23 protein-coding genes and 1 pseudogene are annotated in these 26,511 nt (G+C 56.2%); 12 read left to right on the forward strand and 12 right to left on the reverse strand.

The window, feature by feature from the left end; all coding sequences use genetic code 11:
- The first annotated feature begins 48 nt into the window (after window positions 1-48).
- From ACYZUC_RS09340 to ACYZUC_RS09375, 8 genes and pseudogenes are all read left to right on the forward strand, one after another.
- On the forward strand, window positions 49-372 hold the full coding sequence (locus ACYZUC_RS09340) for a PepSY domain-containing protein (RefSeq protein ID WP_461995272.1): 324 nt from the start codon (window positions 49-51) through the stop codon (window positions 370-372).
- A 92-nt stretch (window positions 373-464) separates the two neighbouring features.
- The gene (locus ACYZUC_RS09345; RefSeq protein ID WP_461995274.1) at window positions 465-935 is read left to right on the forward strand and encodes a DUF2271 domain-containing protein; all 471 of its coding nucleotides are present in this window, start codon (window positions 465-467) and stop codon (window positions 933-935) included.
- Window positions 936-960: 25 nt separating this feature from the next.
- Entirely contained in the window at window positions 961-3,141 is a 2,181-nt protein-coding gene (locus ACYZUC_RS09350; protein WP_461995276.1) for a PepSY domain-containing protein, read from the forward strand.
- Window positions 3,125-4,096, forward strand: a complete 972-nt coding sequence (locus ACYZUC_RS09355; protein ID WP_461995278.1) for an FAD:protein FMN transferase — start codon at window positions 3,125-3,127, stop codon at window positions 4,094-4,096. The genes ACYZUC_RS09350 and ACYZUC_RS09355 overlap by 17 nt, the downstream gene beginning before the upstream one ends.
- Window positions 4,097-4,165: 69 nt before the next feature.
- Window positions 4,166-4,867, forward strand: a complete 702-nt coding sequence (locus ACYZUC_RS09360) for a VIT1/CCC1 transporter family protein (protein WP_461995279.1) — start codon at window positions 4,166-4,168, stop codon at window positions 4,865-4,867.
- Between the two features lie 232 nt (window positions 4,868-5,099).
- A pseudogene (locus tag ACYZUC_RS09365) lies at window positions 5,100-5,911 on the forward strand (site-specific integrase); the annotation flags it as partial.
- Between the two features lie 419 nt (window positions 5,912-6,330).
- Entirely contained in the window at window positions 6,331-6,849 is a 519-nt protein-coding gene (locus tag ACYZUC_RS09370; RefSeq protein WP_461995281.1) for an arsenate reductase (azurin) small subunit, read from the forward strand.
- 14 nt (window positions 6,850-6,863) lie between these two features.
- Window positions 6,864-9,359 carry an arsenate reductase (azurin) large subunit gene (locus ACYZUC_RS09375; RefSeq protein ID WP_461995283.1) on the forward strand — a complete coding sequence of 832 codons (2,496 nt, stop codon included), beginning with the start codon at window positions 6,864-6,866 and terminating at the stop codon, window positions 9,357-9,359.
- Between the two features lie 75 nt (window positions 9,360-9,434).
- Here ACYZUC_RS09375 and ACYZUC_RS09380 read toward each other — a convergent pair whose 3' ends face one another.
- From ACYZUC_RS09380 to ACYZUC_RS09435, 12 genes are all read right to left on the reverse strand, one after another.
- Complete coding sequence (locus tag ACYZUC_RS09380; RefSeq protein ID WP_461995285.1) at window positions 9,435-9,791, reverse strand: copper-binding protein; 357 nt, start codon at window positions 9,789-9,791, stop codon at window positions 9,435-9,437.
- On the reverse strand, window positions 9,788-12,946 hold the full coding sequence (locus tag ACYZUC_RS09385; protein WP_461995287.1) for an efflux RND transporter permease subunit: 3,159 nt from the start codon (window positions 12,944-12,946) through the stop codon (window positions 9,788-9,790). Before ACYZUC_RS09385 ends, ACYZUC_RS09380 begins: the two co-directional genes overlap by 4 nt.
- Entirely contained in the window at window positions 12,943-14,427 is a 1,485-nt protein-coding gene (locus ACYZUC_RS09390; RefSeq protein WP_461995289.1) for an efflux RND transporter periplasmic adaptor subunit, read from the reverse strand. The genes ACYZUC_RS09385 and ACYZUC_RS09390 overlap by 4 nt, the downstream gene beginning before the upstream one ends.
- Window positions 14,424-15,680, reverse strand: coding sequence for a TolC family protein (locus ACYZUC_RS09395; protein WP_461995290.1), 1,257 nt, complete (start codon window positions 15,678-15,680; stop codon window positions 14,424-14,426). The genes ACYZUC_RS09390 and ACYZUC_RS09395 overlap by 4 nt, the downstream gene beginning before the upstream one ends.
- Window positions 15,681-15,779: 99 nt before the next feature.
- Complete coding sequence (locus tag ACYZUC_RS09400) at window positions 15,780-16,121, reverse strand: hypothetical protein (RefSeq protein ID WP_461995292.1); 342 nt, start codon at window positions 16,119-16,121, stop codon at window positions 15,780-15,782.
- Between the two features lie 187 nt (window positions 16,122-16,308).
- The gene (gene copD, locus ACYZUC_RS09405) at window positions 16,309-17,247 is read right to left on the reverse strand and encodes a copper homeostasis membrane protein CopD (RefSeq protein WP_461995293.1); all 939 of its coding nucleotides are present in this window, start codon (window positions 17,245-17,247) and stop codon (window positions 16,309-16,311) included.
- 3 nt (window positions 17,248-17,250) lie between these two features.
- Window positions 17,251-17,634, reverse strand: a complete 384-nt coding sequence (gene copC, locus ACYZUC_RS09410; protein WP_461995295.1) for a copper homeostasis periplasmic binding protein CopC — start codon at window positions 17,632-17,634, stop codon at window positions 17,251-17,253.
- Window positions 17,635-18,233: 599 nt separating this feature from the next.
- A complete protein-coding gene (locus tag ACYZUC_RS09415) occupies window positions 18,234-19,052 on the reverse strand; it encodes a multicopper oxidase family protein (protein ID WP_461995297.1) in 819 nt (272 codons plus the stop codon).
- A complete protein-coding gene (locus ACYZUC_RS09420; protein ID WP_461995299.1) occupies window positions 19,053-19,712 on the reverse strand; it encodes a multicopper oxidase domain-containing protein in 660 nt (219 codons plus the stop codon).
- A gap of 11 nt (window positions 19,713-19,723) precedes the next feature.
- Entirely contained in the window at window positions 19,724-20,137 is a 414-nt protein-coding gene (locus tag ACYZUC_RS09425) for a hypothetical protein (RefSeq protein ID WP_461995301.1), read from the reverse strand.
- A 273-nt stretch (window positions 20,138-20,410) separates the two neighbouring features.
- Complete coding sequence (locus tag ACYZUC_RS09430) at window positions 20,411-21,799, reverse strand: heavy metal sensor histidine kinase (RefSeq protein ID WP_461995303.1); 1,389 nt, start codon at window positions 21,797-21,799, stop codon at window positions 20,411-20,413.
- A complete protein-coding gene (locus ACYZUC_RS09435) occupies window positions 21,796-22,485 on the reverse strand; it encodes a heavy metal response regulator transcription factor (protein ID WP_461995305.1) in 690 nt (229 codons plus the stop codon). The genes ACYZUC_RS09430 and ACYZUC_RS09435 overlap by 4 nt, the downstream gene beginning before the upstream one ends.
- 358 nt (window positions 22,486-22,843) lie before the next feature.
- Here ACYZUC_RS09435 and ACYZUC_RS09440 point away from each other — a divergent pair, with 358 nt between their 5' ends.
- From ACYZUC_RS09440 to ACYZUC_RS09455, 4 genes are all read left to right on the forward strand, one after another.
- Window positions 22,844-23,098 (forward strand): DUF2933 domain-containing protein, encoded by a 255-nt coding sequence (locus ACYZUC_RS09440; RefSeq protein WP_461995306.1) that lies wholly within the window; start codon window positions 22,844-22,846, stop codon window positions 23,096-23,098.
- 2 nt (window positions 23,099-23,100) lie between these two features.
- On the forward strand, window positions 23,101-25,455 hold the full coding sequence (locus ACYZUC_RS09445) for a heavy metal translocating P-type ATPase (protein WP_461995308.1): 2,355 nt from the start codon (window positions 23,101-23,103) through the stop codon (window positions 25,453-25,455).
- 112 nt (window positions 25,456-25,567) lie between these two features.
- Complete coding sequence (locus ACYZUC_RS09450) at window positions 25,568-25,768, forward strand: heavy-metal-associated domain-containing protein (RefSeq protein ID WP_461995310.1); 201 nt, start codon at window positions 25,568-25,570, stop codon at window positions 25,766-25,768.
- Window positions 25,769-26,098: 330 nt separating this feature from the next.
- Entirely contained in the window at window positions 26,099-26,305 is a 207-nt protein-coding gene (locus tag ACYZUC_RS09455) for a co-regulatory protein PtrA N-terminal domain-containing protein (RefSeq protein ID WP_461995312.1), read from the forward strand.
- Window positions 26,306-26,511: the final 206 nt, after the last annotated feature.

Here is a 26,511-nt window from a genome sequence, read left to right on the forward strand (position 1 = left end):
TGCACCTTAGGGTATGCCACAGACGCCGACCTCGGCAGGAGACAGATCATGAAATCAGGTTTTATTGCCAATGCCGCGCTGTTGAGCCTGCTGCTCAGCGGTTACGCCCTGGCCGATGACGACTGCAGCGACCCGGTGAGCGACTGGCAACCGCGTGAAACCTTGCGTCAGCAGGTCGAGCGGCAATACGGCTGGAGCGTGCAGCGCATCAAGGTCGACGACGGTTGTTACGAGCTCAAGGGGTTGGACCGCAAAGGCAATGCCATCGAAGCCAGCTATTCACCGGCATCGCTGCGCCTGCACACACTCGAGATCCATTTCCGGGACGACGGCGATGCCGGGGATTACCTCGGCAGCCCGCTCACCGAATGACGCCTCACCTGTCGATGTGTTTTTCCTGCGCTTCAGGTTGCTGTCAGCAAGCAGGTCCAGGCTCTCGACCTAACGATCAAAAGGACACCGCCATGAAAAAGATCATCGCAGCAACCTGCCTCGCCGGCGCCATTGCCCTGCCGGGGCTGGCCCAGGCCCGTGAAGTGACCTTGACCACACAGCTCAAGGACTACAGCGGCAATGATGCCTACCTGGCGATCTACGTCACCGACGCCAATGGCCAATACCAGAAAACCCTCTGGGTGGCCGGCAAGAAGGCCAAATATTACAAGCACCTGGGCGACTGGGCCCGTGGCAGCGGGATGAACCCGAAAGAGTTTGATGGGGTCAGCGGTGCCAGTGTCGGCAGCGGGCGCACGCTCAAAGTCAGCGTCGAGCTGGCAGATACGCTCATTGATGCCGGGTATCAGATCCGCATCGACAGCGCCGTCGAGGATAAACGTGAAGCCCACGCTGATGTCAACGTGCCCCTGACGTCCAAGGGTGCAGGCAAGCCGGTGACCGGCAGCACCTACGTCGACTCCTTTACTTACGATCTGTAGCACCTGCTCTTTCTGGAGGCTGAACATGCTTCGCCAGTTCCATTCCCTGCCCGGCTTGATCGCCGCCCTGTTGGTCATGTTGTTGGCCATCAGCGGCGCGGTGCTGTCTGTCGACCCGGCCCTGGAACGCCTGCACAGCACGTCCACCCCTGCCGGACAACTCAACGTCGGCCAACTGGCCGGGCGCGTTACCAGCCACTTCCCGGGCGTGGAGCAGATCCAGCGCACAGCGTCCGGCACGGTGATCGTCTACTACAACCAGAACGGTCAGGCCGGGGCTGAAAAGGTCGACCCACTGACCGGCCAAGGCCTCGCACCTTACGAGCCATCCGCGTTCTCTCGTTGGGTGAAAGACCTGCACCGCTCGCTGTTCCTTGGCACGCCGGGCCATGGGGTGTCGGGTGTCGGCGCGCTGTTCATGCTGATATTGTCGGTGTCCGGCGCGTTATTGCTGGCCCGGCGTCTGGGTGGCTGGCGCAACCTGCTGCTGCCACTGCGGGGCACTTTCAGCCAGCGCTGGCATGCTGAAGTCGGGCGACTGGCCTTGCTCGGGCTGCTGCTGTCGGCATTGAGCGGGCTCTACATGTCCGCCACCACTTTTGGCTTTATCGCCGACGGCAGTCAGAGTGAGCCCGCCTTCCCCGCCCACGTTAGCGCCGGCCCGGCCTTGCCGGTGGCGAAGTTGCAAGCCTTGCAGGCCACCGACCTGAACGACCTGCGCGAGCTGGTCTTCCCGAGCCCCGGCAACCCGCACGATGTGTTTTCCCTGCGCACGGCCCAGGGCGACGACTACGTGGATCAGGCCAGCGGCGCCTTGTTGTCCTATCAAGCCCACGACTCGATGCACAACCTCTATGAATGGATCTATCAGCTGCACACCGGCGAAGGCCTCTGGTGGCTGGGCCTGCCGCTTGGGCTCTGCGCCCTCTGCGTGCCGTTGATGAGCGTAACCGGCATCCTGTTGTGGTGGCGTCGCCGCAAGGCTGGCCCGAGCATCCGCCACAACAACCCTGCCCACTCCGCCGACAGCGTGATTCTGGTGGGCAGTGAAAACAACAGCACCTGGGGCTTTGCCAAAACCTTGCATGACGCCTTGCACCAGAGTGGCCATCAAGTGCATAGCGCGGCGATGGATGAATGGGTAGGCGATTACCGCAATGCCCAACGGGTGTTCATTCTCACCGCGACCCACGGTGACGGCGATGCGCCGGCCTCGGCTTCGCAGTTCCTGGCGCGGCTGGCCAAAACCGGCCTCAAACCCGGCCTGCCCTTTGCGGTGCTGGGCCTGGGCGACCGCCAGTTTGCGCAGTTCTGTCAGTACGCCCATCAGGTGCAGGACGCGATGTTGCAGGCCGGTGGCTCGCCATTGCTGGAGCTGGAAACCGTCAACCGCCAATCCTCTCAGGAGTTTGCGCGCTGGGGCCTCGCGTTGGGCGAAGTGTTGGGGCAGGACCTGACGTTGGTTCACACCCGGCAGCAGCCGCGTACGCATCAATTGGAGCTGACAGAGCGGATTGCCTATGGCGAACAGGTGAATGCGCCGACCCACGTACTGCGTTTCAAAGCCTGCGGCGAGCTGCCGGACTTTCTGGCCGGTGACCTGGTCGGGATTCTGCCCTCGGGCAGCCCAGTCCCGCGTTTCTACTCGCTGGCCAGCGGTTCGCAGGACGGCGTGCTGGAGATCTGTGTGCGTAAACACAACGGTGGCATGTGCTCGGAATTCCTTCATGGCCTGAACATCGGCGCGCAGATCGAAGCTTTTATCCAGCCCAACCCGCAATTTCGTCCGGCATCGGGCACGCACCCGGTGATCCTGATCGGCGCCGGTACCGGCATCGGTCCTCTGGCCGGATTTATCCGCAACAACAAGGCTCGACACCCGATGCACTTGTATTGGGGCGGGCGCAACCCGGCCTCGGACTTTCTCTATGAACCGGAGCTCAACCAATACTTGTCGGACCGACGCCTCACGGCACTGCGCGCCGCCTTCTCTCAGGTACAGGACCGCAGCTACGTGCAAGACCGGCTGATCAGCGATGCCCTGGCCTTGCGCCGACTGATTGAAAAAGGTGCCCAGGTGCTGGTGTGTGGCAGTCGCGAAATGGCCAAAGGCGTGATGCAGGCCCTCGATGAAGTGTTGGCACCTCTCAACCTGAGTGTGCTGACCCTCAAGGCACAAGGACGCTACCGTGAAGACGTCTACTGAGTTGCAGCGTTATAGCCTGAACGGCGAAACCATGGGCACCCGCTACACCGCCCTGTTTTATGCCGGGGCCGGGATCGATACCGACGACGTTGGCCATCGCCTGGCGCGCGCCGTGGCCCGGGTGGACCAGCAAATGTCCACCTGGAAACCCGACTCGGACCTCAACCGCCTCAACGCCGCCCCCGAGCAGGAATGGGTGTCCGTGCCCAAGGAACTGGCGACGGTGCTGTCTGCTGCGCTGCGTGTCAGTCAACAATCCGGCGGCGCCTTCGACATCGCGGTCGGTGATCTGGTTAACGCGTGGGGGTTTGGCCCCGGGGAACAGACAGTCACAGAGCAGGCGATCGGTACGATTGCGCCCCGCGCCCGGCTGTTAGCCAGCGCCGCGTTGGTGGTTGACCCGCAACGCAATCAGGCGCGCAAGCGCATGCCGCTGAACCTTGATTTGAGTGGCATCGCCAAAGGTTTTGGCGTGGATGAACTGGCCCGTTGCCTGGAGGGTTTGGGCATTACCCGCTACCTGGTCGGCATTGATGGCGAGATGCGCGCCCTTGGCGTCAAACCTGACGGCCAGTGCTGGGCCGTGGCCCTGGAAAAGCCCAACCGGGGCGTGCGTGAAGTCATGGGCGTGATGGAACTTAGCGATGCCGCTATCGCGACATCCGGGGACTATCGACACTGGGTCGACGTGGCCGGACAATCCTATGCTCATACCATGAACCCGGTCACCGGCGCCCCGCTGTGCAACCGACTGGCCGCCGTCACCGTGGTAGCCGCCTCGTGCATGCTCGCCGATGCCTGGGCCACGGCGCTGATGGTCTTGGGCGAAACCGAGGGCCCACGTCTGACTCAGGAGCGCGGGATGGACGCATTGTTTGTGCTGCGCGAGGGTGAACAGTTCAAAGAAATATCCATTGTCGGCGGCCAGTTGCAGGTGCAGATTGAAACCCGTTGACGCCGATTGCCGGACCGCTCGGACCCCGTCCGACTTGAACCGCCTAATGACAGTGAGTCCCGTTAAACAATGAAATTCATGCACAGGCACACAGAGGCACACCGAAGCGATCGTATCGGCTGGCTGCGCGCCGCCGTCCTTGGGGCCAACGACGGGATTGTCTCTACCGCCAGTCTGCTGATCGGCGTCGCGGCCGCCAACGCCAGCCACGCCACGTTACTGGTCACCGGAATGGCGGGGCTGATGGCCGGTGCCATGTCCATGGCGGCAGGCGAGTACATTTCCGTACACTCCCAGGCCGATACCGAGCGGGCCGATCTGTCCCGCGAACAGGCAGAACTTGCGAGCGACCCGAAAGCCGAACACATCGAGCTCACCAACATCTACATGCATCGAGGCGTATCACCTGAGCTGGCGCATCAGGTGGCCGATCAATTGATGGCCCACGACGCACTGGGCTCTCACGCCCGGGACGAGCTGGGCATCAGCGCCACCCTCACCGCCCAACCCTTGCAGGCCGCCCTGGCCTCGGCCGCCAGTTTTGTGGTGGGCGCTGCATTGCCTCTGGCAGTAACGATTGTCGCACCGGAGCACAGCGCGGTGCCCTGGATATCGGGCATGTCATTGGTGTTTCTCGGGACACTGGGCGCCATTGCCGCCAAGGCAGGCGGGGCCAAGGTCATCACCGGCGCCTGGCGGGTGACATTCTGGGGTGCGCTGGCCATGGGCGTCACGGCACTGGTGGGATCGCTGTTCGGATCGGTGGTTTAGTGAGGCGTACGCTCTCGAAACGCAAAGGGGGCTCGGAGATTGTGGTTCTCGCCGATCAGCACCCCTTGTTCAGCCTTTCCAGAAAGTACGCGCGACCTAAGACTCCACCCAGAGCCAGTCGTTCTGCAGGGGTAAAAACGATCAAAAACAAAAAATTTGTCGCGATATAAAATTTCGCAACCCCTTGATTTATATGTTCTGGACGGAGTGAATCGAACACTCGACCCCTAGCACTCCATTGATCCCTGCCGACTACGAGGCCGAACAAAGTCGGATCCTTTCACCGGCAGAGCTGTTGGAACTGCATAACCGCTCCAGCAAATGACCGCCGATTACACCGCTCTCCCCGCCAGGAAAAAGTGTGCAGGCATTCGGCCATTAAAGAAGGAAACGCAGCTCGCGCTCTGGATCAGCCTGGGCACGCTGTGCCGGATTAGCGAATTGCTGCAGACCGAATGGAAAAATGTTGATCTGGACCTGCAGACCTGGTTCCTCCCCAGTGAAAACGTCAAAGGCACTCACGGCAAGAAACAGGACCACCATGTCTTCCTCTCCCCCTTCGCCCTGCATTTCTTTCAGGAACTCAAGCCCCTGATCGGAGACTCTCAGTGGTGCTTTCCTAACAAACAGGATGATGGGCATGTGGACGTGAAAGTGGTGAGTAAACAGGTCGGCGATCGCCATGCCCGGTTCAAAAATCGCAAGGCCCTCTCCAGACGGCGTCACGACGATACCCTGGTCCTTGCCGAGGGCCAAAACGGCGACTGGACGCCGCATGACCTGCGCCGTACCGGAGCGACCATGATGCAGGCCTTAGGCGTCAGCCTGGACGTCATCGATCGCTGCCAAAACCATGTACTGGCAGGCTCACGGGTGAGGCGCCATTACCTGCATCACGACTATGCCGAAGAGAAGAAGTGTGCCTGGAATCTGCTGGGCGATCGACTCAGTGCTGTGTTGTCCTCAACCTACGAGCATCCACCCTCCGAGTCGATGATGTCTTTTCCAGCGTACGCGTCGACAGAGGCACAGTCACCTTCATAGGTCTAACGTACCATGGTCCGAAGATTCGAAAACCGGAGCGGACGTAATGATCTGTCCATAGGCTTGCGTCCAATCCTCAAACGTTCTGACACTTCTAGATGGAGTGGCTGCTGATGGGCGCGTGTGGTTTTTTCCTGCAGAAGGAAAGCGGAAGTCATCATGACATGCAGCGAGAGCGCCTATCGAGCGAGCATCAGAATCTGTGACGCGGCGCTTTCGCTTCATGCACCGCGACAACAAGCAGATGGTTTGGTAACCCGTCAGTCGGAAATGCCGACAAAATCATGAGAGATACTCCCGTTGTTCGAGCCAATTCGGTCACAGAATCGGGCGGTCAACTATGCTCAATGGGTTGAAGTAAAAGCCGCTTACGACACAGATAGGGCCGACTGCATCGCAAGCGCAATGCGGAGGCAGAGATGGTATCGATATCCAGAAGACTCTTCTTGAAAGTTGGAGGCGGGGTTGCTGCAAGCGTAGCGATAGGACTGCCTGAACTTACACAAGCTGCAACACCAAAGCCAACGGTAGAGGGGCGAGTCAATCTCCCCTACCAAATGAAGGCGCTCACCAAAGCTCAGAAATTGCAGGTCAACACGCCAGTCCTATTTTCCTATCCCGACGCGGCTTCACCTTGCGCATTGATCAAGATGGGCGCTCCTGTTCCGGGTGGTGTCGGCCCGGAGCGCGACATTGTCGCCTTCAGCACGCTATGCACACACATGGGTTGTCCGGTCGCCTATGACACGGGACAGAAGCTGTTCAAATGCCCCTGTCATTTCAGCATTTTCGATCCTGAGAATATTGGCCAAATGGTTTCCGGCCAAGCCACCGAGAATCTGCCGAGCATAGTGCTTGAGTACAACCCCAATGACGATTCGGTACGTGCAGTTGCCGTCGAAGGGTTGATCTACGGACGTCAGTCCAACCTTCTTTGATAAGGAGATTAAAAATGGCAACCAACAAAGATCGTGTGGCACTGCCCCCTACAGATGCCCAAAAGACCAATCTGACATGCCACTTCTGCATCGTGGGTTGTGGTTATCACGTGTACAAATGGCCGGAAAATCAGGAAGGTGGACGGACACCCGATGAGAACGCACTGGGGCTCGACTTCCGCAAACAGTTACCCCCGTTGGCTGTCATCATGACGCCGGCAATGCAGAACACGATCACCGACAAGGACGGCAAGCGCTACAACATCATGATCGTGCCGGACAAACAGTGCGAAGTTAATAAAGGTCTCTCGTCCACACGAGGCGGACAACTGGCCAAGGTCATGTATAGCCCCGACGGGGTAGGCAAGGAGCGGTTACGCAGCCCACGCGTTTACGTGGCTGATCAGTGGGTGGACACTAGCTGGGATGATGCTCTGGCGCTTTACGCTGGGGTGACCAAGAAGATTCTTGATAATGACGGACCTGCCTCGCTCGCCTTTGACTGCTTCGATCACGGAGGCGCCGGAGGCGGATTTGAGAATACCTGGGGCACCGGTAAGTTGATGTTCACGGCATTGCAAACACCGCTGGTACGTATCCACAACCGCCCAGCCTACAACTCCGAGTGCCACGCTACCCGCGAGATGGGCATTGGCGAACTCAACAACAGCTATGAAGACGCGGAATTGGCCGACGTCATTGTTGCTATCGGTTGCAACTCATACGAAACCCAAACCAACTACTTCTTGGCGCACTGGCTTCCCAACTTGCAGGGGCAGACAGTCGACAAACGTAAGCAGCGTTTTCCTGGAGAAACCGTTGCTCCAGCCAAGGTGATTTTTGTCGACCCTCGTAGGACACCGACTATTGCGGTGGCCGAGCAAGCAGCGGGCAAGGACAACGTGCTTCACCTGGATATCGAACCGGGAACGGATATCGCCCTGTTCAATGGTTTGCTGACCTACGTGGTCGACCAAAAATGGCATGACCAGGAATTTATCGCAGCCCATACCAAAGCGTTTGACCAGGCACTTCAAGCCAATCGAATGTCGCTGGAGGATACCAGTCACGTTACTGGGGTATCGGTAGACAAGCTCAAGCTAGCAGCCGAATGGGCTTACAAACCCAAAGCCTCTGGCCATCGCCCCCATACCATGCACGCCTACGAAAAAGGGATCATCTGGGGCAATGACAACTACCTCATCCAGTCTGCCCTGGTCGACTTGGTGCTTGCGACCCACAACGTCGGACGACGAGGTACGGGTGTGGTGCGCATGGGTGGGCATCAAGAGGGTTACACACGCCCCCCTTATCCAGGTAATACCAAGATCTATGTGGATCAGGAGATCATCAACGGCAAGGGCATGATGTACACGGCATGGGGGGCTAATCCCTTCCAGACGACGCTGAATGCTGAGCAGCATCGTGCGGTCATTCTGAAACGCGCCAACATTGTCAGGGAGGCCATGGCCAATGTTCGCGGCGGTACAACCGCGCAGATGGTGGACGCGGTCTACGACGCGGTAAAAAACAAAGGAGGTCTCTTCTTCGCCAACATCAACCTCTACCCTACCAAGCTGGCAGAAGCTGCCCATGTGATGCTGCCGGCAGCCCATCCGGGTGAGATAAATCTCACCTCGATGAATGGGGAACGCCGGATGCGCCTTTCACAAAAATTCATGGATCCCCCTGGTTCGGCGAAAGCCGATTGCCTAATCGCAGCGGCTATCGCTAACACACTTCGGCAGATGTATACGGACGAAGGAAAACAGGACATGGCGGCGCGCTTTGCAGGGTTCGACTGGAATACCGAGGAGGACGCCTTCAATGACGGCTTCCGTATGGCCGGCCAGCCCGGTGCAGGCCCAATCGACAGTCAGGGCGGAACCACGGGCAATCTTGTCACCTACGAGCGGCTGAAAGACATGGGCAACAATGGTGTCCAGTTACCCGCAAAAGAATACCGAGACGGCAAACTGATCGGCACCGAAATGCTCTACACCGATTACAAGTTCGACACTCCGGACGGCAAAGCAGAGTTCAAGCCAGCAACATGGCCCGGATTGCCGAAACCGGTGGCAGAACAGAAGGCGAAGCACCAGTTCTGGGTCAACAATGGACGCATTAACGAAGTGTGGCAAACGCTCTACCACGACCAATACAACGATTTCGTACAGCGGCGCGTGCCGATGGCTTATCTGGAAATCAATCCCGACGATGCACAAGCGTTGGCTATTGAATCTGGAGATGTGGTCGAGGTGTTCAACGATTACGGTTCGTCTTATGCGCTGGCCTATCTGGAGCCTGACATCAAACGGAATCAAACCTTCATGCAGTTTGGGCATTTCAACGGTGTGATGGGAGACTTGACTACCCCATGGACCGACCGCAACGTGGTGCCCTATTACAAAGGAACATGGGCGAGTATCCGTCGCATCGGTAAGGTGGAGGAATTCAAAGAGACGATCAGCTTTAAGTCGCGCCGGTTTAACGTGATCGCGGTTGGGTAACAACAAAATCGTTTAACCGACGCTAAACCCCCTTCCACCTACATCGTGTGGGAGGGGGTGCTAGGCACCTCGTGGTTATTTCACCTTTACAATGGACACAACCGTGGATTTCGCGCCTTCAGACCTGAATTCGAAAGCCACCTGATCTCCAGCGCTTAGCCCCGCCAATTGCTCCGCCGTGGCGGAAAAAGCCATGGTCATAGCAGGCCACTGCACAGCTGGAACAGCGCCGTGAGAGATGGTCACCGTATGCTTCACAGTATCGATAGCCTTGATCGTTCCGTCGGCGGTGGCGACTGGAGCCTGCGTTGTTTCCTGCGTCATCTGCATGCCCTCCATACCGTCCATTTTCATGCCCGGCATGTCCTCCGCCAGAGCAGAAAGAGACAGTGTAACTATGGTGCTTGCAACTGCAATCAGGGTCAGTTTCATACGACTTTTCCTTGAGGGGTGGTGAGTTCAACTGGGAGATGGCGCCGACGCATCAGGCGATAGGCTGCCGGAATGACAAACAGAGAAAGTAAGGGTGCCGTGACCATGCCGCCGACCATGGGTGCAGCAATGCGGCTCATCACCTCGCTGCCAGTGCCACTACCCAAAAGAATGGGTAACAGGCCAGCAATAATGACGGCAACGGTCATGGCCTTGGGCCGAACTCGTTGCACAGCGCCCTCACGAATTGCCGCGACCAATCCACGCTCAGTGCTGTCGCCGAGGTCTTCGCGCTCGGCCCAGGCGTTCTTCAGGTAGAGCAGCATGATCACGCCAAACTCGGCGGAAACACCGGCCAAGGCGATAAAGCCGACCCCGGTGGCGACCGACAGGTTGAATCCCAACAGATAGAGGAACCATGCTCCGCCAGTCAGTGCGAATGGCAGAGTGGCCATGATCAGGAGGGCCTCATCGAAGCGGGCAAAAGTCAGGTAGAGCAGCACAAAGATGATCAACAGCGTGGCAGGCACCACCAGTTTGAGTCGTGCGTTGGCCCTTTCGAGAAACTCGAACTGCCCTGAGTAACTCAGGCTCATGCCGGGCTGCAACTTGACCTGCTCATTGACGACCCGGCGTAGATCGGCGACCACAGAAGCAATGTCCCTACCCCGCACATCGATGTACACCCAGCCCGAAGGTCGTGCGTTCTCGCTCTTGAGCATCGGTGGACCGTCCGTGACCTTAACCTTCGCCACAGTGCCGAGGGTGATCTGGCTCCCCAGAGGGGTGTAGATCGGCAATTGCTCCAAGGCGCCGAGCGAGTCACGCCACTCCCGTGGGTAACGCACGTTTATCGGGAAGCGTGCAAGGCCTTCAATGGTTTCCCCGACGTTTTCACCGCCGATAGCGCCGGCCACGATGGACTGCACATCGGCGATATTCAGTCCGTAGCGAGCGGCGGCTTTGCGGTCGATATCCACATCAATATAGCGGCCACCGGTCAGACGCTCGGCCAGAGCCGAACTGACACCGGGTACGCCCTTGGCGAAACGCTCGACCGCCTGAGTCGCGGCATCGATCTCCGTCAGGTTGGGGCCGGCAACTTTCACTCCGATGGGACTCTTGATCCCAGTGGCCAGCATGTCGATACGGTTGCGAATCGGTGGTATCCAGATATTCGTAAGCCCAGGGACTCGTACCACTCGATCCAGTTCTTCCACCAACTTTTCCTGGGTCATGCCAGGACGCCATTGCTCATGTGGCTTGAACTGAATGGTGGTTTCAAACATTTCCAGCGGTGCCGGGTCGGTGGCGGTTTCGGCACGACCAGCTTTACCGAAGACATATTCGACCTCTGGCACGGTCTTGATCAAACGGTCGGTCTGTTGCAGTAGTTGCGCTGCTTTCTGCGCCGACAACCCCGGCAAAGCGGAAGGCATATAGAGCAGATCACCCTCGTCCAGTGGCGGGAGAAACTCACCACCCAAACGAGACATTGGCCACAACGCGCTGACAAAGACCAGCAACGCGACAAGCAGCGTGATCTTTGGTCGACGCAAGACTGCGTCCAGGGCTGGCTGATAGATCCGAATCAACCACCGGTTCAATGGGTTCTGTTGTTCACTGGGAATTCGTCCTCGAATCCAGTAGCCCATCAGCACCGGCACCAAGGTCACTGACAATCCCGCCGCGGCGGCCATGGCGTAGGTTTTAGTGAACGCCAAAGGGCCGAACAGGCGTCCTTCCTGAGCTTCCAGCGTGAACACCGGAATGAACGACAAAGTGATGATCAACAAACAGAAGAACAGCGCAGGGCCTACCTCTGCCGCTGCTTCGGTCATCACGTGCCAATGACGCTCACCCTTCAGTTCCTCCTCAGGATTGGCCGCATGCCAGGCCTCGATCTTCTTATGGGCGTTCTCGATCATCACCACGGCGGCATCGACCATGGCGCCGATGGCGATGGCAATCCCACCCAAGGACATGATGTTGGCATTGATCCCTTGGTAACGCATTACGATGAAGGCAATCAACACACCAACCGGCAGGGAGATAATCGCCACCAGCGATGAGCGCAAATGCCAGAGAAAGATCCCACACACCAACGCGACGACAATGAACTCTTCGATGAGCTTGTGGCTGAGGTTTTCCACGGCGCGGTCGATCAGCTTGCTGCGGTCGTAGGTGGTGACGATTTCCACACCAGCCGGCAGGCTGCTTTTCAGTTCGTCGAGTTTGGTTTTGACCGCCGCAATGGTCTCGCGAGCATTCTTGCCACTGCGCAAAATCACCACGCCGCCGACCGTCTCGCCTTCGCCGTCGAGTTCAGTAATGCCACGCCGCATTTCCGGTCCCAACTGAATCGTGGCGACATCGCCAAGGGTCACCGGCACACCGCCCGAGCCGAGCTTGAGCGGGATCGCCCGGAAGTCATTGAGCGTCTTCAGATAGCCGGAAGCGCGCACGATGAACTCGGTCTCTGCCATCTCCAGCACGGCACCCCCGGTTTCCTGATTGGCTTTGCCGATAGCGTCGGTCACCTCAGCCTGAGTGATGCCGAGGCTGGCCAGTTTGAGCGGATCAAGCTGCACCTGGTACTGCTTGACCATGCCCCCCACGGTGGCCACTTCCGCAACGTTGGGCAGGGTCTTGAGTTCGAACTTGAGGAACCAGTCCTGAAGTGCGCGGAGCTGCGCCAGGTCGTGTCCGCCACTGCGATCCACCAGTGCGTACTGATAGATCCAACCCACGCCCGTCGCATCCGGCCCCAACGCCGGCTTGGCGCTGGCCGGCAAGCGACTTTGTATTTGGCTCAGATACTCCAACACCCGCGAGCGAGCCCAGTACAAGTCAGTGCCGTCTTCGAACAGCACGTAAACGAAGCTGTCGCCGAAGAAGGAATAGCCACGCACCGTCTTGGCTCCCGGCACCGAGAGCATGGTGGTGGCCAACGGATAGGTCACCTGGTTCTCGACAATCTGCGGCGCTTGTCCCGGAAAAGGGGTGCGGATGATCACTTGAACATCCGAGAGATCTGGCAGCGCATCGATGGGCGTGCTCTGCACCGACCAGATGCCCCAAGCCGTGACAAACAGCGTCGCCAACAGCACCAGGAATCGGTTGGCCACTGACCAACGAATCAGGGCAGCGATCATGGCTGGCTCCTCGATTTATCCAGACGCTCAACACGCAAACCATCATCGGTCTGGCTCACCGCAATCCGAACCTTATCGCCCGTTTTGAGGCCCTGCATCAGCCCCGGACTAGCGAGTGGGAACGTCATCGTCATGCCAGGCATGCCGAGTGTCTTGAAGGGACCATGGGCAAGCGTGACTTCTTTATCGTTGATCTCAACGATCTGCCCATCCGCTTCATGAAAGCTGGAGGCTGCTGCGCGGGGTGGTGACTCTTCCTCCGAGCGGGCAACAATGCCCTTTAGACTGGCCTCCGAGTCGAGCAGGAACTGGCCAGAGGTAACCACCTTCTGGCCTTCTTCCAGACCTTTCAATATCGCCGTCTTGCCATCGCTTTCCTGCCCGAGTTGCACCTCCACGGGACGGTAGCGACCCGCGTCTTCAGCGAGCATCACCAAGGCACGTCGGCCAGTGCGAATGACGGCTTCGCTCGGCACCCACAACACACTTTGCTCGGTCGAACGATTCAGGCGTACCTGCGCTGTCAAACCCGGTCTGAGGCGTCCGTCCGGATTGGGTAACTCGACACGTACGCGAAGAGTGCGGCTGTCCGGATTGGTCTCGGGCAAGATCGCGCTGACCTTGCCACTGAGCATTGTCCCTAGGAAAGCTGGCAGACGCGCTTCGACTGCCTGTCCCACGGTGATTGATCCGGCATCCGATTCTGGAACGGCCACGGCTAGCCAGACACTGCTCAAGCCATTGACGCGTGCCAGGGTGTCGCCGGTCGCCACGGTCATACCCGCGCGTACGTTCAACTCTTGCAGCACACCGGCAATAGGGCTGGTGAGCGTCAGGTACGGCTGAACCTTTCCGCCACGTTCTACTTGAGCAATCAGTGCTGCCGGCATCCCTGTGAGCCGCAGGCGTTGTCGGGCCGCGGCCAACAAGTCAGCATCTCCATTGCGCCTCAGCGCAAGAAACTCTGTCTGGGCAGCGGCCCACTCAGGCACCAGGATATCCGCCAACGCCGCGTTGGCTTTGAGTACATCGCCGGGAGCATGGGCATAGACCCGCTCCACAAAGCCAGTGGTGCGTGCCTGAATCACAGCGACATCACGTTCGTTGAACACCAAGGCACCGGTCACGTCGAGGCTGGAATCAAAGATCCCACGGGTGACAGTCGCAAAACGCAGTCCGAGATTCTGGGTCAGACTCGGATCGATGCTGACACTCGCACGGTCCCCTGCGCCGCTGGCGTATTGGGGGACCAGTTGCATGTCCATGAAGGGGGACTTACCAGGCTTATCGAACTTTTGTTGCGGGTACATGGGGTCGTACCAATAGAGCGCTTTGCGTTCGCCCGTTGAATTGAGGCTCTGCTCCGAGGCGGTACTTGGTACTCCGCTCATGCGTTGGTGTGCAAACCAGTAACCACCGGCAACACCTAATGCCAGCGAGATGCCAACCAGCAATGCCCCGTTCCATTTTTTAAGGCTCATTGGCTGGGCTCCCCATAAGCAAAATACAGACGCGCACTGGTCAGTGCTCGCTGCTCTTCCACGTCGATCTGTTTGAGGCGGGCCTCGATGAGTTCACGTCGGGCGGCAACAACGGCGTTTAAATCGCCTTTGCCGGCAAGGTAGCTGGCCATGCTGAGGTCGACCTTTTCCTTGGCCAGCGGTAACAGGCTTTCCTGGTTTCGGCGTACGGCACGATTCAGGCGCTCATAGTCAGCCAGTTCGTTCTCCAGTTGCTGGGTGTGCTCGCGTGACAGGGCTTCGCGCTCGGCCTCAAGCTGGCTGAGTTCAGCCTGTTTGGCTGCGATTTTGGGATTTTGGCGAGAGTCAGGAAACAGCGGTAGGTCCCATGAAAATTGCACGCTGACCATATCGCCAAACTCACGGCCACGGCGCTGGTAATCCAGTTCCCAGTTCCAGTCCGACTGCTTCTCAGACACGGCTTCACGAACCTTGGCTTGTGCTTCGCGGGTCATCGGCGCAAACGCGGCCAACTCGGGATGGTGTTGCAGTTTATGGGAGTAGCTTGAGGTATCGACGGGCCATACAGGCAAGCTGCCCACAGGCTTGTCGTTGGCGGCGGGGCCAATCCAGCGTTTGAGGGCTGCTCGGGCCTGCGCTCTCTGGAGAATCAGATCGTCCTGTTGCTCCGCCAGTTGAGCCGCTTCTTGCTTGGGCGTCACCGCATCGGCAGGTTGCGCGCGACCACCGGCAATTTGGGCCCGGACGGTATCGCTCAGCAGGCGGTTTTCTTTGTAGAAGTCCTGGAACAGCACATCTTTGCGTTCAACCGAGTAGCTGCTGATCCAGGCCAACGCCGTGGACTGGCGTACCTTCAGGCGTTCGACTCGACGCTCCGCAGCGGCGCGATCAACGGCCGCATCGGCGACCTCGATGCGTGCTTTGCGCTTGTCGCTGTTGGGCATTTCTTGCCTGACCCCGACCATTTGCATGGTCATGAAGTCCTGGTCGATGCTCCAGCGATCCGGACCGCCGATGGGGTAGTTCTGCACACCCAGCAGCAGCTTGGGGTCGGGTAGCTCACCGGCTGGTATGGCCGCGCTGCTGGCAGCCTGAATTTTGGCGTCTTGTGCGGTCAGCGACGGTGCATTATTTTCGGCCAGCCGCAACGCTTCATCGAGTGTCAATGCGGCAGCGAAGCCCGGCAATGCCAGTACGCTTGCCGCCAGACCGGCCACGAGGGACCAACCTGTGCAATAGCACTTGGAGTTCATGTTTACGATTCCTGTGATCATCCACTGCACGCGTCAAAAGACATGCGCGCAGCTAGTCCATCCCGCTAACGCGGAATGAGGCTCAATGTGGGGCAGGAATCAAACGCGAGGCGGTCGCCATACCCCGGACGGGGTCTGTACAGGTAGGGAATCGCTGAGGAAGGAAAGCACTACGGGGCTGAATACGGTTACCGGAGGCTTGAAGATCGAGACTTGCAGCATGCCGCCCGTCTTACACTCCTGGCCCGGCTTACAAGGTTTGCCGTGCTCGGAAGGGCTTTTCATATCGTTGCAGCAGTCCATCCCCATGTCGTCCATCATCGCCATGCCCATCGTCTTCATTGGGCAAGGTTCTGTCGGTGCCTGAACACCCGCCATCCCGCTGAGGGGAAGCGCCAGGCTAATCATGAAGATGATGCAAAACCGCAGATAGCGTTTCATGGGCTGGAGTGTAGTCGCTGAAAATGGCTCTTACAATTGGACTCGTGTCATCAGCAGCCTACCGAAATGCCCTGATTGAGGGGATAATACCGAACCAGAATTAAGCCAACATTAGCTGGCACAAAATAGAAGCTCATTACGAGCAGACTCCACGGCGTAGAAGAAAGTCTTTCTTATATTCTGTGTTCTATACCGCTCTCATATCCATTTCCGGACTCAAGGTTCCTAGCCAAGCGACAAGACATACGATAACCACTGCAACGGAGAACTCAAGGATCATGCTACGTCGCAAGGCATTGACGGCGACGGCATGCTCTCCCTTCTTGATTGAGCGCTCTAATAGGGGGCTCAAATGAAAGCGATTTAGAGACGCCAATATAACCATCCCTGCGAATAGCAAAACCTTCAAGAACAGTAATATGCCGTAAGTGCTAAGCATCACCTCGTCCAGGGTCGGACCTACAATAAAAAGGTAATTTACTATTCCGGTAATACCTAGAATCACAACAATTAGCGCTCCTGCCGATTCAAATCCAGTCAGAACCCGGGAAAGAACTCGTACTTCTTGTTCACCGTTAAGTATCTTCTCACGCAGCAGTAAAGCGAATGCCGCGAGAGCCCCCATCCAGCCCCCTGCGGCCAAAAGGTGAAATATGTCGCTGGTGAAATGCATATAACGACTGCCGCCCTCGTCCATCGCGCCATGTCCTGTCCATGCCAAAGTCGCCAAAGCAATCGCAGAAAAGACGGTGACCGCCCATAGACTTAGACTTGGGAAACGCTTGTTAAGTGTGACGGCTATACCGGCCATCACAAGGGAGACTATTCGCACCATCCACGTCAAACCGACGTCGGTTCCCATAAGAACCATTTTAAATATATGGTGATGCAGCTCCATTAGCTCTGAAACACCACTCATCGCTTTCGCAAGAAGCAACATAGCAGCAAGGGATAAAACGATACCAATAATTACTGCACCCAAAAGGAGCGACTCAAAATTCAAGACAGCGCCGGATACTCGCTCTTTTCCCTTGAGGCTGTACAATCCAAAAATTGCTAATCCGAACAGCAGCATCAGATCCAAATAAAGAGCGAAACGAAGGGCGATGTTGATTGAGTCGCTCATAAATCATTTCACTTTAAATGTAACGTTGCCTGTGATGGGATGAGTGTCTGAAGAAACAGCACGCCATTCGACCTTGTAAGTACCAGTGGTCAATGGTGCAACTGGTGTGATGACCATCGTTTTTGGATCGTCGCCGCCTGAGACTCCAGCCTTAACTCCCATCGGCGAGTTCGGCATGCCCGGCATGTCGGTCATGATCAGTTTCGCTCCTGAGAACTGAGTCGTGAGGTTCTCCGAGAAGTGCAGTTCGATCTTGGAAGGTGCTGCGGAGGTCGAGCCCTCTAAAGGACTAGAAGACACCAACTTTGGATGCGCTTGTGCCACAGCACTCAAAAGCAACCCTGCGGTTAGTCCAACCATCACGGTGGTAGTTTTAAAAGGTGACATGCAAGACTCCTCACAGCATAAGCTGTAGGTTCGAGGTTTGGCGGGGAAGATCTAGTTTTATACTTTCGATCAGGCTAAAACCACATAACACAGCCAAATGCATAAACCGTCATGGTATTAACTGAACTTAGGTAATTGATCAAAGACTCTTGTGTCTTAGAGCTGAGCCACGATGCCACATTGCAGCCGACTGGTCGATTACAATTCAGTAAGCTTGGCGCCCGATCTCTGCATCAGCATTGTGGTGACAATCGACTCTGACGCCCCCAACCGGGACGAACGGTAATGGCTAATAAGAGATGCGGCGAGTGACGTGCTATTCCATCGATTGGATGCAGTACATCCAATGAAACTAGACGGGTATCTATCGAAAGCCTCGTGGTTTTCCTCCACACCGGAGTCTGAATTGAGGTTTGGAACAGGACTCGCGGTTAGAGTAAACACCATGTCGGTAGTTTCAAAACTATCCGTTTTTCATGGGATAGGTAACGTACGCATCAATCGATCAGGACCAGCGACATCAGGCTCACCAACCCCGAGCAACTCCCTGCCTTTTCAGCCGGTCAAACCTGAGGTCCATAGCGACTAGCAGCTCTTGTTCAAACCACTTTGAGCTGCCCCATCATTCCCGTCGCTTCATGTTCGAGAATATGACAGTGGAACATACGTAATCCGGACCATCGCTGGACAGTTTTAATCCGTACGATCTCATTCGAGCGCAGGTTGACCGTGTCCTGCCAGGCACGGAATGGAGCAGGCGTGATCACCCCATCCAACTCTCTCTCAACTACTTGGAACTGGGTGCCGTGCAAATGGAAAGGATGATCCATATCAGAGCGATTGACGATTTCCCACAGTTCCACCTCGTTGATTTTGCTTACAAGGTCGACCCGCCCCATGTCGTACTCCTGGTCGTTGATCAGGAACTGCATGCGATGACGACCATTGGCCATATTCATTTTTTCGCTGAACACCACTTTTTTGTGTGCTGCGACCGGACCGAGGTCGGCTACTGAACCAAGCCTACCAGGCAAGGCAGCCAGAGCTGTTGTTCTGACCGCCGTGAAATCGACCGTTAGCAGAGACATGACCTTGTCAGGCTCGACGTCGCCCATTTTGCCGCGTGGGTAGATATTCGCGTTCAGCTCTATGCGATCACGAAGGGTGCCAGCATCGACGATCAGTTCGATCCGCTGGGCAGGTGCCAATAGGTATTCGGCCTGTACAGGTTGAGGGGCTTCAAGTAAGCCACCGTCGGTACCGACCAGGGTCAGCGTGCTACCGGGTAATGTGAGTTGCAGATAGCGGGCACTATAAGCATTCCAAACGCGCCAGCGCTCACGACCTCCCGCGTCAAACGGCAAGACTGGTTGACGCTGAGCGTTGACCAAGGCGAACTGCCCTTCGCGGCCATTCATTCAATCATTGGAATCGTTCGGGGCGATGACGGCGTAGCGGTCGAGTTTGAGGTCAGAGACCACCAACAATCGCTCCGGCAGTTCGGCCAGTGGATCCTCTCGCGACCGAACCAGTAGTGGCCCGGCTAATCCACGGAAGGCTTGTTCAGCGGTGTACTGATGTGGATGGGGGTGGTACCAATAGGTACCCGCACTCCCCTGCGGCAGATTGAAACGGTAAGTATGGCGTCCGCCAGGTGGCACCGGATCATGGGGATTACCGTCTTGCTCGGGCGGAATTGGCAGACCGTGCCAATGAATAGTAGAGGGTTGCTTGAGGTTGTTGATGAAGGTGATCTCCACCATGTCACCCTCAAAAAGCTCAATCAACGGACCAGGTAAACTATCGTTATAGCCCCAGAACTCAGTCGACGCATGTCCGGGGATCAAGGGCAGTTTGAGCGGCGCAGCGGTCAGCGTGGCTTGAAAATGGCCTGGAATGCTGCTCGCATTCGCCAGTTTGGGTAATTCGCGCAGTGTGGCATCAGCCGGTAGTAGATCTGATGCAAGCAATGGTAATCCAACAGGCGCCGAGGCCATATCTACGGCTGACCACGCTTGCAGCCAAGGCGCCGCCAACCCTGCAACTGCCACCCCGCCGAGGAAGGTTCGGCGCTGCATTGGGTACGCCTTCATTTGGACATCTGCATGTTCATCATGCTGGACTGCTGATCCATCATTTGCATCATCATATCCATCATCTCCATGCCACTGCCGTTTTCTGACTTAGACATACCCATGCCCTTGCAGTGGTCACCTGAGTGCATGTCCCGCATCATAGCCATGGACCCCTTTATCGTTTGCATGCTCTCTTGCATGGCAGCTTGGCGCTCTGTCGGAGTCTTGGCTGCTGCGACTTTGTCGTGGGCGGCCTGCATTTTCTGCATTTGCTCAGCTACGGCTTTGTCCGTGGCAGGCTTGGTCTGCCCGCTTGCCTGGGCTGAGGGCGCTTGAGCGTCGTCTGGATGATGAGTATCAGTGGCGTTAGCGAGTACAGCAGCGCTAGTGAGTAGTAGTGCTAGAACTAGCTTCAGTGGTGCTTGCATGACGATCTCCAAGGGTAAGGGGGAAAGCTCGCATGGTTACCGTGGAACGCAAAAAAGGCAGACACCAGAAGCAAACCAAAGATCAGCCTCAAGGGTGTCTGCCAGAATGAATGCTTCGAATCTAAAAATTGGCTCTCTGTCAATTTAAGAATAGCTCTCGCCTGTTTTCGGAGCGTTGATATAGGTCAAACAGAAGCGCACATCCTGCAAAACAAACGTCCATGTTGGATGGAGTTCTTGGGCGTGGAGCCGACTTAAGAGGCGTCTCCAAATTCAGGCGCGTTTCAGTCCGGCACTAGGGAGTTCAATATGAAAGCCGGTTGTTCCATTTGACGAGGTGCACCAGATCCTGCCCTCATGAGCTTCAATGATTGATCGAGTGATCGAGAGACCCAGCCCAGCGTTGCTAGGGCTTCCTTCACGTCGTGCAGGATCTACGCGGTAGAAACGGTCAAATAGTTTCTCAAGGTGTTCAGGCGCAATGGTCTTCCCGGGGTTTTGCACCGTCACAACTGTCGACGTATTTTTCTGACGGATATCCACACGGATGGTTTGCCCCTCTGGCGTGTACCGTAGCGCATTTGAAAGCAAGTTCGAGATCGCCCTGCGTAACATAAATACGTCACCCCGGACACTTCCTGCCCCCGAAACGCTAAGCTCAATGCTGCGTTCATCAGCCAGTAGACGGTAGTACTCAAGCAGCTTCCCCACCTCCTCCTGTAGGTCTATCTGATCGTTCTCTGGCTTGAGCAATCTATTATCGGATTTAGCCAAGAAAAGCATGTCATCGATCATGCGAGACATTCGCTTCAAATCATCCAGGTTCGAGTACAGATTGTCTTCGTAGTCCTCAATGTTCCTTTTTCTTGAGAGCACCACCTCAGTGTGGGTCATAAGATTGCTGACTGGGGTCCGCAGTTCGTGAGCAATGTCTGCGGAAAAATTCGACAGCCGCACAAAAGCATCGTCCAGACGCGACAGCATCGCATTGAATGACGACACCATCTGTTGAAGCTCCTTTGGAACGGGCGCCAATGGGATGCGCTCTTTGAGTGATTTAGCAGACATGGATGCGGCGACCATGGTCACCTGACGAATAGGACGCATGCCGCTGCGGGCAACCATCCATCCCAGCCCCGCACTAACGAGTGCGCTGATTACGAGCCCTATCCAGAACCATCTTTGAAGTGTCTCGAAGAAAAACATGTGCTGCGTAACATCAAAGATCAAGATCACAGTCAGTGGTTGGTCCTGCCCGGAAACCTTTGCTTGGGCGGTGACACCTCGGTAAATATGCTCTTCGTCCCGCCACTCCCACATCGTGTTACCTATCCGTGTGCGAAACTGCTCTGGGACATTAACCGGCCCTGGGCCAGAGAAAAACAGCTTTCCGTCGTTGTTCAGAATGATGGCAGTCAAATCACGGTGGGCCCCTAGCAAAGCCTCCAACTGCGGCTTTAGCTCACTGAATTGATCGATGCTGCGCATCTCACCCAAAATCCTTTGGGCCGAGTTTAGTTTTTCGTCCAGGGTTTGCTGATCCAGCATTTCGAAATGACGTTGACTGAGGTGATTGAAACTGACTCCGGCAACGGTGAGGACAACCGTCACCGAAAGCATGAACATCAAGCTCAGGCGTGTTGTCAGGGATAGGCGGTTCATTCCAGTTCCGTGTCTGGTGAATCGATCATGTAGCCCATGCCGCGAGCGGTTTGAATGAGTTTGACCTCGAAGTCGTCATCAATCTTCGCCCTGAGCCTCCTCACCGCAACCTCAATCACGTTGGTATCGCTGTCGAAGTTCATGTCCCAGACTTGCGAGGCAATAAGCGATTTCGATAGTACTTCGCCCCGACGACGGAGAAGCAACTCCAGCAGCGCAAACTCCTTGGCCGTGAGATCGATACGCTTGCCTCCTCTGATAGCCCGGCGCTTGAGCAGGTCAACCTCAAGATCGGCCAATTTCATATGGGTTTGCGATGGCGCGCTACTCCCTCGGCGCAGCAGCGTTCTGACCCGAGCCAGCAATTCAGAAAACGCAAAGGGCTTAATCAGATAATCATCGGCTCCAAGCTCTAGTCCCTTGACCCGATCTTCAACACGGTCTCGCGCAGTAAGGAAAAGGACAGGAGCATCCATACCTGATGCACGCACCCTCTGTAGGACTTGCCATCCGTCCAAACCCGGCATCATAACGTCAAGAATCAGCAGGTCATATCCCTCGTTCAAGGCGCGCTGAAGGGCCTCCTCGCCGTCGGTGAATCGATCAACATTGAACCCAGCCTCCGTTAGACCCTGCTGTAAATAGATACCTAATGTCGGTTCGTCTTCAGCAACCAGAAGTCTCATGGGATGGATCTCAAATTGATAACTAGGCTGATTTTGCAACGAATAAGCCTGCGTCATCAGAAACTGACAGAAAAGTAATCTTAGCTTCAGGTAGATGTCAGTCGAGCGTCGTCTTGTAACTAGCATGATTTCTTATATGCACTCATCCGTCTCGCCCGTGACGGAGTTCTGATCAAGAGTCCATCAAGACCTTTTCACATAAACACCGGCCCTTCGGAGCCACCACCGGTCTGAATGGTAGGTCGGCGTGATGTGTAGTGCGTGTGACTTGATCGAGATCACAGTTTTAAGGCGAGCAGTGACTACGCTCAAGTATCAGACTCACGGCAACTCTTGCCATAACAGTGGGAGCTACATCATGACTCCTCATCAGCATTCAGTTGGAAACGCGGGCCCACCATTTTGGAGGAGCAAAATGGGTGTCGTACTCATCATGCTGGTTGCGATTGGCGCCTTCTACCTGGTTCGGGAACACTTCGGCCATGTTTCGCCTTATCTGCCCTATCTGATCCTTTTGATCTGCCCCTTGATGCATTTTTTTGGACACGGCCATGGGCACCATGGTGGACATGCCAACTCGGCAAAAACCAACAAAGATGAGAAAGGAAGCTAGTCATGCCCAACGCCACAAATCACCTAGACCACACCCATACTGCGAAGGTCCGGGATGAAGGTCTACGCGATCCGGTGTGTGGCATGACTGTTACCCCACCGATCAAGTTCAACGAGACTTATCAGGGGCACCCGTATCAGTTTTGCAGCCTGAAGTGCCAGGAGAAGTTTCGAGCAGAACCCCAACGCTATACCGCTGCCCCGTTGGATACCGATCACTCCAGTCACCCCGCTCCAGCAGCTGAAACGCAGGAAGTTACTGAGTACACCTGCCCTATGCATCCGGAGATACGTCGGCCTGGCCCCGGTACCTGTCCTAAATGCGGCATGACATTGGAACCGGTCATGCCAGTGCTGGAAGAGGAAGAAAACCCCGAATTCAAGGACTTCACCCGTCGCTTTTGGTGGTCGTTGCCATTAACTGTGATCGTGACGGTACTCGCCATGGCGGGACACTCGTTGCAACTTTTCCATGGGGCTACCCAGAACTGGGTCGAGCTTATCCTTGCGACCCCTGTAACCTTATGGGCTGGTTGGCCGTTTTTTGTGAGGGGCATCGATTCAATTCGTCATCGAAGCCCCAATATGTGGACCTTGATTGGCCTGGGCACAGCAGCTGCATACCTTTATAGCGTCGTAGCCACATTGTTTCCCCAGTGGTTTCCCATCACCTTCATGCAAGAGGGCCGCATCGGCGTCTACTTCGAAGCCGCAGCCGTGATCATCTCGCTAACTTTGTTCGGTCAGATGCTTGAACTCAAAGCTCGATCACAAACGTCTTTGGCTATTAAGTCTCTACTTGGCCTGTCTCCGAAAACCGCTCGCAGGATCAATGCCGATGGCAAAGAGGAAGACATTCCTCTCACGCATGTGCACAAGGGGGATCACCTTCGGGTCAGACCCGGTGAAAAGGTTCCTGTCGACGGCTCAGTGCTGGAAGGCGAAAGCGCGGTCGATGAGTCGATGCTGACCGGCGAGCCGGTGCCTGTGATGAAAAGAATCGGTGATAGCCTGATCGGCGCCACGCTCAATACCCATGGCAGCCTGGTAATGGAAGCGCAGAAAATTGGTGCTGAAACCATGCTGTCGCAAATCGTTCAGATGGTTGCTCGTGCCCAACGCTCTAAAGCCCCCATGCAGCGTATGGCCGACGTCGTCGCTGGTTATTTTGTGATGGGTGTAATAGCGATTGCCATACTGACTTTTTTGGGATGGGGGCTGTTTGGTCCTGAGCCTAGCTGGGTCTTCGGCCTAATCAACGCTGTCGCTGTGCTTATCATTGCTTGTCCCTGCGCTCTTGGGCTTGCTACACCAATGTCAATCATGGTTTCCACCGGTAAAGCGGCCAGCATGGGGGTCCTGTTCAGAGATGCCGGCGCCATCGAGAACCTTTGCAAGATCGACACACTGATCGTGGATAAGACTGGAACCCTGACAGAGGGTCGTCCGGTTTTTCACAGTGTGGAGGCCACGCAGAAGTTCGTCCCCAATGATGTACTTCAACTGGCCGCTAGCCTTGATCAAGGCAGTGAGCATCCGTTGGCTCGCGCCATTGTTGATCATGCCCTTGCTGAGAACCTGGTCCTAACTAAACCTGAGTCGTTCGAGTCCGGTTCTGGGATCGGAGTCAGCGGCATGGTCGATGGCAAGAAAATCCAGTTGGGCAACACCGCCTTGATGGAAGAGGCTGGTGTAAACATCAGCCTCCTCAAGAACCGCGCTGAGCAATTGCGCCTTGAGGGCATCAGCATCATCTACCTGGCGGTCGATGGAATACTGGCGGGGTTGCTGGCGGTATCAGACCCGATCAAGCCGACCTCCAAGGAGGCTGTCACCAAACTCAAAGCCGACAATATAAAGATCATCATGGCCACCGGAGATGGCCTCACCACGGCACGGGCTGTCGCCAAGGAAATGGGCATTGAAGAAGTGCACGGCGAGGTGAAACCCCAAGACAAAGAGCGTCTTGTCGCAGACCTTCAGCAATACGGTCGACGGGTTGCGATGGCTGGCGACGGTATCAATGATGCACCGGCCTTGGCTCGGGCAGATGTGGGCATCGCGATGGGGACAGGAACAGACGTCGCTATGAACAGCGCGCAGCTCACCTTGGTAAAAGGCGACTTGATGGGGATTCTTCGAGCGCGCGCCCTTTCTGTCGCGACGGTAAAAAACATGCGGCAGAACCTGGGTTTCGCCTTTATCTACAACGTGATGGGTATCCCGCTCGCAGCAGGTCTCCTGTATCCGCTGACAGGACATCTCCTATCGCCGATGATCGCGGCCATTGCCATGAGTGTTAGCTCCGCATCCGTCGTGTTCAATGCATTGAGGCTGAGGAGCACCCGTATAGAGTGAGGCCTCGACACCATTCAAGCCTGGGTTCAGACAACCCTTGACCTTCCTATCGTGTCAACGCTGATGCTGTGGTTGCGGCTAAATGGGGCTGCTCAACACGAGAGGAATACCTATGTTCGTCTTAGACGTGTCAGGCATTGGCTGTGGAGGCTGCGTCAATAAAATCACCAAAGCCATTCAATCGCTGGATAATCAGGCAACCGTTTCGGTGGATCGTACTGCCGGCAAGGTCAACGTCGAAAGCAACGAAAGCCCAGAGCGCGTGCGTTCAACTATTGAAGCACTTGGCTTCCCTTCCAAAATCGCCATCTAGCCCCAGTCGCCCTGCACGCTCAGTTTTCTCATGAACACTTTTTAGCGTTCATTCAGATACGAGCGTGCAGCAGAGATGGCTTGATCCAACTCTGATCAACTAGTTTTGACCTCAAAACCACCAAGACGAGATGCCTACTCCGAGTGCAGTCATGATGCTATTCCGGAAGGGAACGGGGAAATCACAACCTGACACAACGGTAATACTCACTTAAGGCTTCTGACAGGTTGCGGGTTTTAAGATTGCGTCGCGTCTTGAACTTAGCCCCCACGAATTACGTCTCGATGCAGGTTCAAAGGGGGTAGCCAAATTTTATCCGAGGATTCCCATATGAAATCTATGAAAACCCTGTTTGTCATCGCAGCCTTGACCGTTTCTTCTCTGGCGATGGCCGAAGGTGGCAGTGATCGCGTATTCGCACGCATGGAAGCAGCCAGACAGAACTCCATGGAAGCGTACCAGGTAGCGCAAAAGCAAGGCACTCAAACCCCCGTAGTAGAGAGCAAAGCCAAAGGTGACAACCACGCCAATTGCTGAGGAGCTTGGCGCGCTCCCAAGCTGACAGAAATGTAATCACCGTGATTGTCCAGATGTGGCAATTTCTGAGTCCGCTTGCCGTATCCATTCGTCTTTGGCAACGGCGGGCGAAGCTCATCCGGGCTCAGCACGATTTCTCGAAACATCGCCTTCAACCTATATGAGCAACTCATTAGTTGTTTATCACGGCTTCCCTTTTGACTGAT

The organism is Pseudomonas sp. GT1P32 (assembly GCF_054897805.1).